The sequence below is a fragment of the Streptomyces sp. HSS9-12 genome (assembly GCF_054963655.1).
In genome coordinates, this window is record NZ_JBUEGC010000021.1 from 42,577 (window position 1) to 57,382 (window position 14,806).

Annotated in this window: 14 protein-coding genes and 1 riboswitch; of the genes, 6 read left to right on the top strand and 8 right to left on the bottom strand. The window is 72.2% G+C overall.

Translation table 11 applies throughout. The features are described from left to right. Positions 1-27: 27 nt before the first annotated feature. Entirely contained in the window at positions 28-516 is a 489-nt protein-coding gene (locus ACY34J_RS13715; RefSeq protein ID WP_462726721.1) for an Asp23/Gls24 family envelope stress response protein, read from the bottom strand. 140 nt (positions 517-656) lie between these two features. Between ACY34J_RS13715 and ACY34J_RS13720 the strand changes: the two genes are divergently transcribed. Continuing rightward, positions 657-1,409, top strand: a complete 753-nt coding sequence (locus tag ACY34J_RS13720; RefSeq protein WP_462726722.1) for a hypothetical protein — start codon at positions 657-659, stop codon at positions 1,407-1,409. Positions 1,410-1,703: 294 nt separating this feature from the next. Here the strand turns inward: ACY34J_RS13720 and ACY34J_RS13725 are convergent, their stop codons facing one another. From ACY34J_RS13725 to ACY34J_RS13740, 4 genes are all read right to left on the bottom strand, one after another. Further along, positions 1,704-2,489 (bottom strand): enoyl-CoA hydratase/isomerase family protein, encoded by a 786-nt coding sequence (locus ACY34J_RS13725; protein ID WP_462726723.1) that lies wholly within the window; start codon positions 2,487-2,489, stop codon positions 1,704-1,706. A gap of 164 nt (positions 2,490-2,653) precedes the next feature. Then, entirely contained in the window at positions 2,654-2,875 is a 222-nt protein-coding gene (locus ACY34J_RS13730) for a helix-turn-helix domain-containing protein (RefSeq protein WP_462726724.1), read from the bottom strand. Positions 2,876-3,206: 331 nt separating this feature from the next. Further along, positions 3,207-4,805: an ABC-F family ATP-binding cassette domain-containing protein gene (locus ACY34J_RS13735; protein ID WP_462726725.1), complete on the bottom strand. Its 1,599-nt coding sequence runs from the start codon at positions 4,803-4,805 to the stop codon at positions 3,207-3,209. Between the two features lie 152 nt (positions 4,806-4,957). Continuing rightward, a complete protein-coding gene (locus ACY34J_RS13740; RefSeq protein WP_462726726.1) occupies positions 4,958-5,761 on the bottom strand; it encodes a hypothetical protein in 804 nt (267 codons plus the stop codon). 171 nt (positions 5,762-5,932) lie between these two features. Here ACY34J_RS13740 and ACY34J_RS13745 point away from each other — a divergent pair, with 171 nt between their 5' ends. Beyond that, on the top strand, positions 5,933-6,358 hold the full coding sequence (locus ACY34J_RS13745) for a VOC family protein (RefSeq protein WP_462726727.1): 426 nt from the start codon (positions 5,933-5,935) through the stop codon (positions 6,356-6,358). A gap of 49 nt (positions 6,359-6,407) precedes the next feature. On the opposite strand, the gene ACY34J_RS13750 is transcribed toward ACY34J_RS13745, so the two are convergent. The 3 genes from ACY34J_RS13750 to ACY34J_RS13760 all read right to left on the bottom strand — a co-directional run bounded on the left by ACY34J_RS13750 (position 6,408) and on the right by ACY34J_RS13760 (position 9,863). Further along, positions 6,408-7,718 (bottom strand): hypothetical protein, encoded by a 1,311-nt coding sequence (locus ACY34J_RS13750; protein WP_462726779.1) that lies wholly within the window; start codon positions 7,716-7,718, stop codon positions 6,408-6,410. 267 nt (positions 7,719-7,985) lie between these two features. Then, positions 7,986-9,116: an alpha/beta hydrolase gene (locus ACY34J_RS13755; protein WP_462726728.1), complete on the bottom strand. Its 1,131-nt coding sequence runs from the start codon at positions 9,114-9,116 to the stop codon at positions 7,986-7,988. Between the two features lie 90 nt (positions 9,117-9,206). Continuing rightward, complete coding sequence (locus ACY34J_RS13760; RefSeq protein WP_462726729.1) at positions 9,207-9,863, bottom strand: class II aldolase/adducin family protein; 657 nt, start codon at positions 9,861-9,863, stop codon at positions 9,207-9,209. 449 nt (positions 9,864-10,312) lie between these two features. Here ACY34J_RS13760 and ACY34J_RS13765 point away from each other — a divergent pair, with 449 nt between their 5' ends. From ACY34J_RS13765 to ACY34J_RS13780, 4 genes are all read left to right on the top strand, one after another. After that, positions 10,313-11,572: an anion permease gene (locus ACY34J_RS13765; RefSeq protein ID WP_462726730.1), complete on the top strand. Its 1,260-nt coding sequence runs from the start codon at positions 10,313-10,315 to the stop codon at positions 11,570-11,572. Between the two features lie 28 nt (positions 11,573-11,600). Beyond that, positions 11,601-11,837 carry a hypothetical protein gene (locus tag ACY34J_RS13770; protein WP_462726731.1) on the top strand — a complete coding sequence of 79 codons (237 nt, stop codon included), beginning with the start codon at positions 11,601-11,603 and terminating at the stop codon, positions 11,835-11,837. Positions 11,838-12,020: 183 nt separating this feature from the next. After that, positions 12,021-12,149: riboswitch (cobalamin riboswitch) on the top strand. A gap of 166 nt (positions 12,150-12,315) precedes the next feature. Next, positions 12,316-13,263, top strand: a complete 948-nt coding sequence (locus ACY34J_RS13775; RefSeq protein WP_462726732.1) for a cobalamin biosynthesis protein — start codon at positions 12,316-12,318, stop codon at positions 13,261-13,263. Beyond that, the gene (locus ACY34J_RS13780; RefSeq protein WP_462726733.1) at positions 13,260-14,795 is read left to right on the top strand and encodes a cobyric acid synthase; all 1,536 of its coding nucleotides are present in this window, start codon (positions 13,260-13,262) and stop codon (positions 14,793-14,795) included. The genes ACY34J_RS13775 and ACY34J_RS13780 overlap by 4 nt, the downstream gene beginning before the upstream one ends. Positions 14,796-14,806: the final 11 nt, after the last annotated feature.

Genomic DNA, 14,806 nt, shown 5'->3' on the forward strand with positions numbered 1-14,806 from the left:
CCTGCGCTCCCCTCGTCCTCATGCTCGCTAGTGGATCCGCGGCTCCTCTTCTTCCTCTTGCTCCTCCGGCAGTTTGACATCGCTCACCGCGATATTGACCTCGACGACCTCAAGACCGGTCATCCGCTCGACGGCGGAGATCACGTTCTCCCGTACGGCGCCTGCCACATCGGCGATGGAGACGCCGTAGTCGACGACGATTTCCAGGTCGAGCGCGGTCTGCACCTCGCCGACCTCGGCCTTCACCCCGCGGGTGACGGATCTGACGGCGCCGGGCACCCGCTCCCGTACGGCCCCGAAGGTGCGGGAGAGACCGCTGCCCATCGCATGGACGCCCACCACATCCCGGGCTGCCAGTCCGGCGATCTTCTCCACCACGCCGTCGGCGATGCTGGTACGGCCACGGGTGGCGGGATCTCCTCCGCCGCGCCGTCCTCCGAGGGTCTTCTGGACAGGGCCACCCGCGGACTCCGTCGTGGGGGTCTCGGGCCGGCTCCGCTGTGCGGCTTCGGACATCACCAGGTGTCCCTTCTCAGGAGGGAAGCGGCTTTCCGCTCTGTTGCTCACACTAAGGGTGATTGCCCGGTGCTGCTTCGAGGGTGCGGCGCACGCGTGCGACAGGCTGAACCGAGCGCGACGGGAAGAGGTGAGCGCCGGTGCCGGCACAGGAATGGGCCCAGACCGTACGTCAGCAGCTCGGGCTGGGGCGGCTGCTTCCGCTGGGTGGCCCGGCCGACGGCGCCTGGATCGCGGAGCGCGCCGCGCGCGAGGTGCTGAAGCGGGAGGCCGCCGTGGTTCCGGGAGTCCGGCTGGGCCGGCTGCGGATCGGTCTGGCTGATCCGGCGTCGGCGGAGCAGGCCGCGGTACCGGTTCCGCCGAGTGCGCTGCCGCCCGGCCCGCTGCGTGTGGAGGCGGAGTTGGCGGCCTCGGCGCGGCTTCCGCTGCCCGAGACGACGGAGCGGCTGCGCTCGGTGCTGCTCGCGGCGGCCGAGCACCGCCTCGGGATGGACATCGCTGCGGTCGACCTCCATGTCACGGAACTGATGGAGGAACCGGAGGCGGAGGAGAGTGCGGGCAGCGCGGAGGAGCGACCGGTGGGCCCCGAGCCGGTCGGCGACGCCGAACCGGCGGACCTGGCGGAGGCGGTGGCGGCGGTGCCGGGCGTGACCCGGCTCGCCCCCGCGCTCGGGGCCTTCACCCGCGGCATCCGCATCGACCACGAGCGCCGGCACGTCCTGGTCCAGGTGGCCGTCGCGGCCGACCACCGCGCGCTGGACGTGGCCCGCGCGGTCCGGGCGACGGTGGCCGCCCGGGCCCGGGCCGGGGAACCTCCCGGCCCGGTGACGGTCGCCGTTTTGCTGACAGCCATCGACCCGGCGGCCGACCGCGCACCCGAGGAACGCCAATAGGGCATGGCAGCTGCCCCGGCGCGCTGGTCCCGTACTTCGCAGGTCACCGAAAAGGTTCGCCGCAGCGGCCTCTCGGCGTCCGATCCCGACCGAGCCGGACCGGGACCGCTATCGCCGCTACGGTCCCGATCGGCGAGTGATCAGCTACGACCACTTGATCTTCACGGTCGGGTGACCCGCGAAGAACGGAGCTCGTCGCAGTGCCAGTGACTTAACGCGCTCTTTGGGGCTCTGACGTGCGGAAACGTCGTCGGGCAGGCCCTTCGGCGGTCGTTAGGTCACTGGCATTGGGGGCTAGTCGGCGATGCCGGCCAGGTCCCGAAGCCGACGAGCCTGAGCGGCCCGCTCGGCCACGCGCTGCTCCTCGTACGTTCGGTCCGCGGCTCCGCGCAGCAGCGCCTTGGTCTCAATGACGGCGTCGCGCGGGGCGGCCAGCAGCGCCGCGGTCAAGTCCTGCACGGCGCTGTCGAGTTCCGCGGCGGGCACGACGAGGTTCGCAAGGCCCGTGCGCTCGGCCTCAGCGGCGTGGACGTACCGCCCGGTGACACAGATCTCCAGCGCCCGGGCGTAGCCGACGAGACCGACGAGCGGGTGCGTGCCGGTGAGGTCCGGGACGAGCCCCAGGCTGCTCTCACGCATGGCGAACTGCACATCGTGGGCGCACACGCGCAGATCGCAGGCGAGCGCGAGCTGGAAGCCGGCGCCGATCGCATGCCCCTGTACGGCGGCGATGCTGACGATGTCGTTCCGCCGCCACCAGGTGAAGGCTTCCTGGTACTCGGAGATGGTCGCGTCGAGGTCCGCATCGGACCCGCGCGCCAGGTCGATGAACGACGGTTCGCCGTCGAATCCCTCAGGGGTGAACGCCTGCCGGTCGAGCCCGGCCGAGAAGGACTTGCCTTCCCCGCGCAGCACGACCACCCGGACGCTTCCGGGCAGCAGTCGGCCCGCCTCGGTCAACGCGCGCCACAGAGCGGGCGATTGAGCGTTGCGTTTGGCGGGGTTGTCCAGCGTCACCGTGGCGACGGATGCCGCTTCGTCGACGGTGAGCCGTACGCCGTCCTTGTCCAGCAGGGTCATGGGGTGCCTCCGGATCGGCCGCAGTCAAGCAGCCCCCTGGGGATCAGCCCCGCCCGCGACAGGGGGCGGGGCGTCCACGGAAGACTGCAGTACTGCACAGTAACCACCCGGGCGATCGCGCGATCGACCGGGTGGCACTGCCCACTCCTGCCGGGGGTGCCTCGTCAGGACGAAGCGGCCTTCTTACCTCGAGTGGCTCCACCGCGACCACGGAGGGCCACCCCGGACTCGCTGAGCATCCGGTGAACGAACCCGTAGGAGCGACCGGTCTCTTCGGCCAGTGCCCTGATGCTCGCACCGGAGTCGTACTTCTTCTTCAGGTCAGCCGCGAGCTTTTCGCGCGCGGAGCCGGTCACCCGGCTGCCCTTCTTCAGAGTCTCGGCCACCCGTGCCTCCTCATGGGAAGTGCGCTCTGGACTCTCATGATCACCCCTCGGGGGCTTCCTGGCCACCCATTCGGCAAGGTCCGTACGACAACCTTTCCGCGCCCGATACAGGGTGGACGATCCGGAATGATCACTTCCGTGAGGTGCTGACGACGTCACTGTGCGCAGTCGGTCGCGAAGTACCAGGTCAGCGCGGTGTCGAAGCCTCGGGCCCGGGCGGCGGCCCCTGGAGGGCGGGATTCCGGCGACCGCCGAGGGGGCACGCCGGAGTACGACCCGACCTCGCTCAGATGATGGATCACGCATAGGCCGAACGATCCAGTCAGATGGATCAAGCCAGAGCGACCAGGTCCGCGTAGTCCTCGCCCCACAGGTCCTCGACGCCGTCGGGCAGCAGGATGATGCGCTCGGGCTGGAGCGCGTCGACGGCGCCCTCGTCGTGGGTGACCAACACGACCGCACCGGTGAAGGTGCGCAGCGCGCCGAGGATCTCCTCGCGGCTGGCCGGGTCGAGGTTGTTGGTCGGCTCGTCGAGCAGCAGCACATTGGCGGACGAGACCACCAGCGTGGCCAGGGCCAGCCGGGTCTTCTCGCCACCGGACAGCACGCCGGCCGGCTTGTCGACGTCGTCGCCGGAGAAGAGGAAGGACCCGAGGATCTTGCGGATCTCGACCAGGTCCATGTCCGGCGCGGCCGACCGCATGTTCTCCAGGACCGTGCGGTCCGGGTCCAGGGTCTCGTGCTCCTGTGCGTAGTAGCCCAGCTTGAGACCGTGCCCGGGGGTGACCGTGCCGGTGTCCGGCTGCTCCACCCCGGCGAGCAGCCGTAGCAGGGTCGTCTTGCCGGCGCCGTTGAGCCCGAGGATGACCACTCGCGAGCCCTTGTCGATGGCCAGGTCGACGTCGGTGAAGATCTCGAGGGAGCCGTAGGACTTCGACAGGCCCTCGGCGGTGAGCGGGGTCTTGCCGCAGGGGGCGGGGGCGGGGAAGCGCAGCTTGGCGACCTTGTCGGACTGCCGCACCTCCTCCAGGCCGGCGAGGAGCTTCTCGGCGCGGCGGGCCATGTTCTGGGCGGCGACGGTCTTCGTCGCCTTGGCCCGCATCTTGTCGGCCTGGGCGTTGAGGGCCGCGGCCTTCTTCTCGGCGTTGGCGCGCTCGCGCTTGCGGCGCTTCTCGTCGGCCTCGCGCTGGGTCAGGTACTGCTTCCAGCCCATGTTGTAGATGTCGATGGCCGAGCGGTTGGCGTCGAGGTAGAAGACCTTGTTGACGACGGTCTCGACAAGGTTGATGTCGTGGGAGATCACCACGAAGCCGCCGCGGTAGGTCTTGAGGAAGTCGCGCAGCCAGAGGACCGAGTCGGCGTCGAGGTGGTTCGTCGGCTCGTCGAGCAGCAGGGTGTCGGCGTCCGAGAACAGGATGCGGGCGAGCTCGACGCGGCGCCGCTGGCCGCCGGAGAGGGTGTGCAGCGGCTGGCCGAGGACCCGGTCGGGCAGGTTGAGGCTGGCGGCGATGGTCGCGGCCTCGGCTTCGGCGGCGTACCCGCCCTTGGTGAGGAACTCGGTCTCCAGGCGCTCGTACTTCTTCATCGCGCGCTCGCGGGTGGCGCCCTTGCCGTTGGCCATCCGGTCCTCGTTCTCGCGCATCCTGCGCAGGACGACATCGAGGCCACGGGCGGAGAGGATGCGGTCGCGCGCGAGGATGTCGAGGTCGCCGGTGCGCGGGTCCTGCGGGAGATAGCCGACCTCACCGGAGCGGGTGATGGTGCCGGCGGCGGGGATGCCCTCGCCCGCGAGGCACTTGGTGAGGGTGGTCTTGCCGGCGCCGTTGCGGCCGACGAGGCCGATGCGGTCGCCCTTGGCGATACGGAAAGAGGCGGACTCGATGAGAACGCGGGCGCCGGCGCGCAGCTCGATGCCGGTGGCGGTGATCACGGGGGAAGCTCCAGGGCGTTGCGGACGTCGTATGGGCGGGCGAGGTCGTACGACGCCGCTTAGGGGTGCCCGATGAAAATCGCCATGCGGGCCAGTCTAACGGTGACAGGCAAGTCTCCTGCGGTCGCTCGGGGACAGGTGTGATGCAGGGATCACTGGGGGCGGTGGCGGCGGACCTCGTTGTCCAGCGGGGTGCGGCGCGGAGTGATCCGGCCGAGGCTGTCCACGGCGATCAGTTCGGCGGTCCAGGCCGGGTCGGAGCCGTCCTTGAGGCCGAGCCGCGGATCGGTGCCGCCGGAGCCGTCGGCACCGTCGCTGCGCGGCCCGCTGGAGCAGGGCTGGGCGACGAGCAGCACGGCACCGCGCCGCACGGCCCGCCCCGGTACGAACGCGCAGCCCGGCCAGGCGGGCAGCACCCAGCGCAGATCGCCGTCCGCGCTGCGGTACGCGGCGATGCGCTGGGGCGTCACCACGGCGAGCATGCGGGTGCGGGGGTCGAGCGGTCGCAGCATGCCCGCGCCGTGGCGCGCGGCCGGACGCGCGAGCCAGGCGGCGGCGTCGGCGACCGCGCGGTGCCAGCGCACCGTACGGCCGTTGCGCCCGATGCCGGTGATCATGCCGTCGTCCCAGAGGGCGATGAAGTGGCCGAGTGCGGGCACCGCGGTCAGCGGCCGGCGGCCCTGTCTGGCGTATGTCCAGACACGGGCGCCACTCCCCCGGTCGTATGCCTCGACGGTGCGTGCGGTCAGGCGCAGACGGGGCCGCGGGGTGGCCGGGAGGGCCGTGGTGCGCGCGGGGGTGTGGACGGTAAGGCGGTCGCCGTAGGGGTCGGGGCGGGCATGGTGGGCGGCGGTGGCCAGCTGCAGCGCGAGCAGGGCGGTGGCGGCGGAGAGCACCGTACGCACGGCACGGCGCCCGGCTCGTCCACCGCTCTCACGCTGTTCGCTGGTCGGCATGGCAGCCCGAGCCCCCAATGTCATGCAGGTGCCGAGTGCGCCGCAGCGGCGCGGACAGTCGCAGAGCGTAACCGTGCTTCGGCAGCCTCTGTCCATGGACCCGCCCAGAAAGGAATAACGGCTGCGTTTCCCCGATACTCGGGAGAGGCGAAGCCAAGAGGAGTGATCGTCATGACAGGTACCGAGACGGGGCGGCCGAGCATCTACCCGACGCTGCTCTACGCGGACGCCAAAGCCGCCATCAAACAGCTCACCGAAGCCTTCGGGTTCCGGGAGATCGCGGTGTACGAGGGCGAGGACGATCAGGTGGCTCACGCCGAGCTCGCGTACGGCAACGGCATTGTGATGCTGGGCTCCAAGAACCGGCCCGGCGTCTTCGCCAACGCCATGCGGCACGCCGGCCCCTTCGGCCTCTACGTGGTCGTCGAGGACGTGGACGGGCACCACAAGCGGGCCGTGGAGCACGGCGTCGAGATCCTCATGCCGCCGACGGATCAGGCCTACGGCTCGCGCGACTACATCGCGCGGGACGCCGAGGGCAATGTGTGGAGCTTCGGCACGTACACGCCCGGCACTCAGACCGGGTCGAATGCCTGATCCCGAAGGCCCTTGAACCCTGGTCTTCGTACCTGACGGCCCTACGCCTTCACGCTCCTCCGGTGTGCACCTGGAACGCCGCCCGGCGCAGCGCCTTGGCGAGCGCCGGATCGGGGTGGGCGGCCGCCAGGGCGACCAGGACCTGGACGGTACGGGGGTGGCCGACGGCGCGCACCTCCTTGAGGAGTTCGGGGATGGTGCCCTGGACGGCCGAGTCGAGATGGCGCGCCAGCAGCTGCACCTCGCCGTGGTCGGCCACGGCCGCCGCGGTGTCCACCCACAGCCAGGTGGCCTCCTCGCGGGTGAGCACCCCCAGGGTGTCCTCGGGGTCGCCGCCGTCCTGCTCCGCGAGCCACAGCAGGGCATAGGGCCGCAGACACGGCTCGTCCACCACGGCTCGTACGGCGGGCTCGGCGGGCGCCCCGACCACGCGCAGGGCCTCGAAGGCGAGGCCGCGCAGCAGCGCGTCGTCGCCACGGGCGGCGGCCAGCAGCTCGGTGACGGCGCTGCGGACGGGGCGGGCCGCGAGCCAGGCACGGTATTCGGCGCGCGCGGGGCCGGGGGTGAGGCCCGCGCAGCCGTGCAGCATGTCCGGGGCGGACTGCTCGATGTTCCCGGCGGGGCTCTGGGCGGCGACGCAGATCTGCTCCAGCTTCACCCACACTGCCCAGCTGCCGAGCGGAGTGAGCGTGGCCTGCCCCTCGCCGAGGGTCAGTGCCCCGATGGAGGCGAGGGCGCCCAGGGCCCAGTCCAGCAGGGCGGCCGGCGGGGGCCCTTCGGGGGCCGGTGCCTCGCCCTCGCCGTAGGGCACCTCACAGCGTTCGGTGCGCAGTTCGGCGACGCGCTGTTCGAGGAGGTCCAGCAGAGCGGGTACGAGGACGGGGCCGGCTGACAGCTGGAGCAGGGGCAGCAGCTGGGGGACGGCCTCGACGACCTCGGCGACGGGGGTGGGCGCGAAGTCCTCAGGCGCGGGGTGGGCGAGCGACCATGCGTCGAACAGCGCGACCCAGCCGCGCAGGGCCGCGCTGTCGTCCCGCTCCCAGGCCTGGAGCCGCCAGCCGGGACGGGCGATGTCGCCGTGCAGTTCGATGAGCCCGGCGAGGCGCGCGCGGTCCCAGTGGGCCCGTACGTGGCGGGGAGTCAGGCCAAGGGCCGCCGCGGCGCCCTCGGCTGCTTCATCCGAGAGTGCTCCGGTTTGTCCGGCGGGTCCCAGCCGGGCTCCTTGGCTGCTGTCGGCGCCGGCCCAGCGGGCGATCCGCACGGCGTCGGCGAGCAAGGTCCTCGCCTGCCGGGCAAGTTCCGCGGGGCCGGGGATGCCCGCGGGCGGGCGCGGGGCCGGTCGGGTGCGACGGTTCGTCACGGCCCGGCGGGCGGCGGCGACCGGTCGTCGGGGGACAAGGCGGAGCCGGGAGTCGCGCGGAGTACGGGACGTCACGGGAGCAGTCTTGCGGCTGGCGGCCCGAAAGCCCAATCGGAATCCGCTCAAGCGGATTCCGTACCGCACCACGGCGCGGCCGAGCCGGCGCGGCGTGCGCCGGCGGCAGCGAGAACCCATACGACATGTGACCGGTCGACGCGCGCCTGCGGTCCCGGATTTCCGGCGTAGCGCACCAAGCCCGGCCGCCGGCTACATCAGCGGGGTCAGAAAGCGCCGCAGCGCCTCCTCGTAGGAACCGGGGTCGGCGTTCCACATGGCGGCGTGCGGGGCCTGCGGGACCGTCTGCAGGGTGACCAGGTCGGGCCGCCGGTCGGCCAGGGTGCGGGAGGGCTGCCAGGGCGCCACCCCGTCGTCCGGCCCGTGCAGGATGAGGGTCGGCGCGGCCAGCCGGTCCGGGTCCGCGACGTCCGCGAGCCGGCCGGGCTCCAGGCCGGTCCGCCCCTGGGCGGCCCGTACGGCCAGCGGCAGGAGCGCGGCGGGCGCGCCGTCGGCGGCGGCCAGCGACCGTACGGTCGCCTGCCAGTCGAGTACCGGCGAGTCCAGCACCAGACCGCAGATCCGCTGCCGCAGCGCGGAGTTGGCCGCGGCGTACAGCGCCATCGTGGCGCCGATGGACCATCCGTAGAGCACGACGCGCTCCGCGCCGTACCGCACGGCGTAGCGGATGGCCGCGTCCAGGTCGTGCCACTCGCGGTCGCCGAGGTGAATGATGCCGTCGGGCGGGCGGGGCGCGCCGGGGTCGCCGCGGTAGGCCAGGTCCAGCACCGGGAACCGGAGCTGGTGCAGGAAGGGCATGACGACCATGGGGTGTTCGCGGCTGGTCCCCAGGCCGTGCACGGTGATCAACCAGGTGTCACGGGCACCGGGCACAAACCACGCGGGGAGCGCGCCGAGTTCACCGGGCACCTCGACATCGGCGTGGTCGAGCCCGAGCGCATCGCGCGGGTTCCCTCCATGCACCTGCGGGGTGAAGCGCATCTGCGCTCCTGTGTGGAGCGAGCCCCGCGTGACCCGTTCCAGACGGCGTACGACCGAGTCGGGCGCATGCGGCACCTCGTCCAGCACCGGGCCGACGACCGCGTGGCTGCCGCCGCCGGTCAGCCCGTAGGTGCCGGGCCGCAGCGAAGCCAGGCTGCGGGTGAGGGTGATCCGCCCGGCGCCCACGGCGTGGACGGTCAGCGGAGGGTCGCCGGGGAGCGGCTTGATGCGCGAAGGTTTGAGCGCAGCCCCGCTGGCGTACCGCCCGGCCGCCACAGCGGCCACGCCGGCACCGAGCACGCTAGTGGTGGCGGCCACGGCCGCCGCAGTACGCAGGCGCATCCGTATCAGTGTGCGGCGCGCGCGAGGTGGGGGGCCAGTGGGCGAAAGCGGCAGAGTGACGGAGTTTGCGCCCCCGCCCTGGCGCTGCGCTCAGGGCTGCTGGCCGTAGCCGCGGAGCTTGTCCTGCACCTCCCGGAGTTCCGCGCGGGACAGCAGGCTCGGGCTGTGTCCGGGGACGGAGCGGGCGGTGAGCCAGACCTGGCACATCCACTCCAGCTGGGCGGTGCGGTCGTACGCCTGGTCGAGGTCAGCGCCGTAGGTGACGGTTCCGTGGTTGCGCAGCAGGCAGCCGGTGCGGCCGCCGCGCAGTGCGTGCAGCATGTTCTCGGCCAACTCTTCGCTGCCGTACAGCGCATAGGGGGCGACGCGGACCGGACCGCCGAGCGCGGCTGCCATGTAGTGGATGAGCGGAAGCTCGTCGACGAGGGTCGAGACGGCGGTGGCGTGGACGGCGTGGGTGTGCACGACGGCCGCCGCGTCGGTGCCGCGGTAGATCGCCAGGTGCATCGGCAGCTCGCTGGTGGGCTTCAGCTCGCCGAGGACCTGTCGCCCGTAGAGGTCGACGCCGACCGCGTCGTGCGGGGCGAGCCGGCCGTACGGGACGCCGCTGGGCGTAACGAGCACGGTGTCGCCGACGCGCACCGACACATTGCCCGAGGTGCCGACGACAAGGCCGTCGGCGGTTGTGCGGCGCGCCATGGCCACCAGGTCGGCCCACGCTTCCTTCAGGGGATCCCGCTCCGGCATGCCCCTCACCTCCGCGCCGATCCTGGCATGCGGCGGGGCGCCGCCCCTCGCGGGTCGGCGGCCCTCGCCGTCACCACGCCGGATCTCGGCGGTGCCGTTCTGTCCGCGAGCAGGGGTCGGCCGGCCTCCCGAGGACCCGGAGCGCAACCCGTACGGCCCAAAGAAGGACCACGACTTGAGCAACACACGGAAAACGCATGGAAAGTGACCTGTATCACACATATCCGCAATGAGGTCAAGCGGGCGGCGGGGGGTCGGCCGGTCGTTCCAGGGCCTGTTCGACCGGCCGTTGGGCCGCCCAACGCAACTGGCTCAGGGGGGAGGGCAGGGGCGCATGCACCCCCGCCCAGGCGCCCGGGCGGGATCACCCCGCTTCCGTTCATCTTCCGTTCACCCAATGTCCGTACGGTCGCCGTGCTACTGACACCGAAACTGATTGCCTGGGTGGAATGGAACACATCACGCTTCTCATCGGGATCGTGATCATCACGGCCTTGGTGTTCGACTTCACGAACGGCTTCCACGACACTGCCAACGCCATGGCCACGACCATCTCCACCGGGGCTCTCAGGCCCAAGACGGCGGTGGCGATGTCGGCGGTCCTCAACCTCGTCGGCGCGTTCCTCTCAGTCGAGGTCGCCGCCACCATCTCCAAGGGCATCGTCGATGAATCCGGGATCCAGCCCGAAGTGATCTTCGCGGGCCTGGTCGGTGCGATCGTCTGGAACCTGCTGACCTGGCTCGCCGGTCTGCCCTCCAGCTCCTCGCACGCCCTGTTCGGCGGCCTGATCGGCGCCACCGTCGCCTCCGCCGGCCTCGGTGCCGTCCATGGCGACGAGGTCGTCATGAAGGTCCTGATCCCGGCCGTCGCCGCGCCGATCGTCGCGGGTCTGGCCACGATGCTGGCGACCCGGCTCACCTACCGCACCGCCCGTAACGCCGACGCGGCTGCCTCCGCCAAGGGCTACCGCGCGGGGCAGATCGCCTCGGGCGCGCTGGTCTCCCTCGCCCACGGCACCAACGACGCGCAGAAGACCATGGGCGTCATGACGCTGGCGCTGATCACCGGCGGCGCGCTGGCCCCGAACGCCGACCCGCCGATGTGGGTCATCGTCTCGGCCGGTGTCGCCATCGCGCTCGGTACGTACCTGGGCGGCTGGCGGATCATCCGCACCATGGGCAAGGGCCTGACCGACATCCAGCCGCCGCAGGGCTTCGCCGCCCAGACCGGCGCCGCGGTCACCATCCTGGCCTCCTCCCACCTGGGCTTCGCGCTGTCCACCACGCAGGTCTGTTCCGGCGCCGTGATGGGCGCGGGCCTGGGGCGCAAGGGTGCCGTCGTGCGCTGGTCGACCGCGACCCGGATGGTCGTCGCCTGGGGTCTGACCCTGCCGGCCGCGGGGCTGATCGGCGCCGCCGCGGCCCTGCTCGCCGAGCAGGGCAACTGGGGCGTCGCCGCCGTCGCCGTACTGGCGCTCGCTGCCAGCGCTGCGATCTGGGTGGCCTCCCGGCGCAAGCCGGTGGACCACACCAACGTCAACGACGTCGAGCCCGAGGGCGTCCTGACCGCGGCCATGAAGACCGTCGCTCCGCCGCCCGCCGGCGTCGCACGCGAGTCGGCGGACGAGGACGCGGCCGCCACCGACGCGAGCACCGGCGCCGACAAGGGCACCACCCCGGAATCCGCCACCGAGAAGGCCGCGGTCTGACCCGCCCGACCCGAAGGACAGCTTTTCCATGAACATCGACTGGGCTGCTCTCGGCCAGGTCTTCGGCGTCAGCCTCGTGGTGACGGTCGGGATCGTGGGCCTGTTCACCCTCGGTATCGCCGGCACCTCCCCCAGGCAGGAGGCTCAGCCGGACGGCACGGCGGCAGCCGTGGCGCCCACCGCACTGGCGCGCGCCGCTGCGTACGCCTGTTACGCGCTGTGCACGGCGGCCGTTGCGTACGGCATCTATCTGATCGTCGCCTAAGGCCGGCGGCACCCCCGCACGACCCCCGCGACACACACCTGCCGCCACCGGGCGGGAAGCGCTGCCAAGCGCTTCCCGCCCGTCGCATGTGGGGCTCAGCACACTCTGCCTTCCCAGGTCAAGAGCAAGTTGACGGGCGTTCGCGGGGCGTGGTGGACTGCCGGAGCCCAACGGCGGCAGGAGAGGAAGCCGGTGCGAATCCGGCGCGGTCCCGCCACTGTCACCGGGGAGCGCTCCCCCATCCCACAAGTCACGGCCCGCGGAGGCGGGTTGGAAGGCCGGGGGAAGCGCCGATCCGGGAGCCAGGAGACTCTCACCGCCGGTCACGTCGAGCCAGGGCGCGGACCCTGAGTGAGGACATATCGCCATGCCCGGCTGCCGTCGAAGAGCCCGCTGCGCCTCTGCGCCACACCAGCCATTCCTGTCAGGAACAACGGCGAACTGACCGATGGCTGCCGATCAGTCGGGCGATACGGGAATGCCCGAAGACGCCGTCTTTGTATGCGCTGCGGCTCTCGGCTTCGTGTGCGACCTTGTCGCGGGCGACCCCCGTCGCGGGCACCCGGTGGCCGCCTTCGGACGCGCCGCATCCGCCGTCGAGCGCCGGTTGTGGCGCGACCACCGCGGCTACGGCGCCCTGTACGCGACGCTGTGCGCCGGCGGTGCGGTGACCGCCGCGGCCGGGATGTCGCGCGCCGTACGCCACACCCCCGCTGCCGCCGTGTCGTTGACCGCCGCCACCACCTGGGCCGTACTGGGCGGCACCTCGCTGTGCCGCGAAGCGCGGGCCATCGGCGCGGCCCTGGCCGCCGGTGACATCGAGGCGGCGCGCGAGCGGCTGCCGCATCTGTGCGGCCGGGACCCGAAGGCGCTGGACGAGCAGCAGATCGCGCGCGCGGTGGTGGAGTCGGTGGCGGAGAACACCTCGGACGCGGTGGTGGGCGCGCTGGTGTGGGGAGCCGTCGCGGGCGTACCGGGGTTGGTCGGCTTCCGCGCGGTCAACACCCTGGACGCGATGGTCGGTCACAAGTCGCCGCGCCACCGCCGCTTCGGCTGGGCCTCGGCGCGGCTGGACGACGTGGCCGGCTTCCCCAGCTCGCGGCTGACCGCCGCCCTGGCGGTGCTGGCGGGGCCGGATCCGCGGGGTGCGTGGCGGGTGCTGCGCCGCGATGCGCGCAAGCATCCGAGTCCCAACGCCGGGCCGGTCGAGGCCGCGTTCGCGGGTGCTCTGGGCGTCCGGCTGGGCGGCAGGCTGTCGTACGGCGGCCGGATCGAGCACCGGCCCGTGCTGGGCGCGGAGAACCGGCCGGTGCAGGTACGGGACATCGAGCGCGCCGTACGACTGTCACGGCGGGTGGCCGTACTGGCGCTGGCGGCGTGCGTCGCCGGGCGGTTGCTGAGGACTCGGAGCAAGGGGGGCGCATGAGCGGCGGGTTGCTGGTCGCGGGGACCACGTCGGACGCGGGGAAGAGCGTCGTCACGGCGGGCATCTGCCGATGGCTCACCCGCAAGGGTGTTTCCGTCGCGCCGTTCAAGGCGCAGAACATGTCGCTCAATTCGTTCGTGACGCGCGAGGGCGCCGAGATCGGACGGGCGCAGGCGATGCAGGCGCAGGCGGCGCGCGTGGAGCCGAGTGCGCTGATGAACCCGGTGCTGCTCAAGCCCGGCAGCGACCGCAGCAGCCAGGTGGTGCTGCTGGGCAAGCCGGTCGGCGAGCTGAGCGCCCGCGGCTACCACTCGGGGCGTCAGGAGCAGCTGCTGGGCACCGTGCTGGAGTGCCTGGAGGAGCTTCGGGGCACGTATGACGCGGTGATCTGCGAGGGGGCCGGAAGTCCGGCCGAGATCAATCTGCGGCGTACGGACATCGTCAACATGGGACTGGCCCGGGCGGCCCGGCTGCCGGTGGTGGTGGTCGGCGACATCGACCGGGGCGGCGTCTTCGCCTCCTTCTTCGGCACGACCGCGCTGCTGAGCCGGGAGGACCAGCAGCTGGTGGCCGGCTATCTGGTCAACAAGTTCCGCGGGGACGTATCGCTGCTGGAGCCCGGTCTGGACATGCTGCACACCCTGACCGGGCGGCCGACGTACGGCGTGCTCCCCTTCCGGCACGGCCTGGGCATCGACGAGGAGGACGGCATGGGGGTACCTCCCAGCGGTAGCTGGGGGAGCGTCTCGCTGCGCGGCGCGGTAAGGGAGCCGGTGGTCGCTCCGCCGCACGGCGAGGACGTCCTGCGGGTGGCGGTCGCCGCCGTACCGCTGATGTCGAACTTCACGGATGTGGACGCCCTTGCCGCCGAACCCGGCGTGGTGGTGCGGTTCGTGGACCGGCCGGAGGAGCTCGCCGACGCGGACCTCGTGGTGCTGCCGGGCACGCGCGGCACCGTACGGGCGCTGTGGTGGCTGCGCGAGCGGGGGATCGCGGACGCGGTCGTCCGGCGGGCTGCGGAGGGCCGGCCGGTGCTGGGCATCTGCGGCGGCTTCCAGATGCTCGGCGAGCGCATCGAGGACGAGGTCGAGTCGCGCGCGGGGACGGTCGAGGGGCTCGGGCTGCTGCCCGTGCGGGTGCGGTTCGCGGCCGAGAAGACCCTGACCCGGCCGGTGGGGCAGGCCCTCGGTGAGCGCGTCGAGGGCTACGAGATCCACCACGGCGTGGCCGAGGTCACGGGCGGGGACGAGGCGTTCCTGGACGGCTGCCGGGTGGGGTCGGTGTGGGGCACCCACTGGCACGGCTCGCTGGAGAGCGATGGGTTCCGGCGGCGGTTTCTGCTGGAGGTCGCCGCTGCGTCCGGGCGCCGCTTCGTACCTGCGCCCGACACGTCGTTCGGCACGCTGCGCGAGGAGCAGCTCGATCTGCTCGGCGACTTGATCGAAGAGCACGCGGATACGGATGCGCTGCTGCGGCTGATCGAGACGGGGGTCCCATCCGGGCTGCCGTTCGTCCCGCCGGGGGCGCCGTGAACAACGACGTA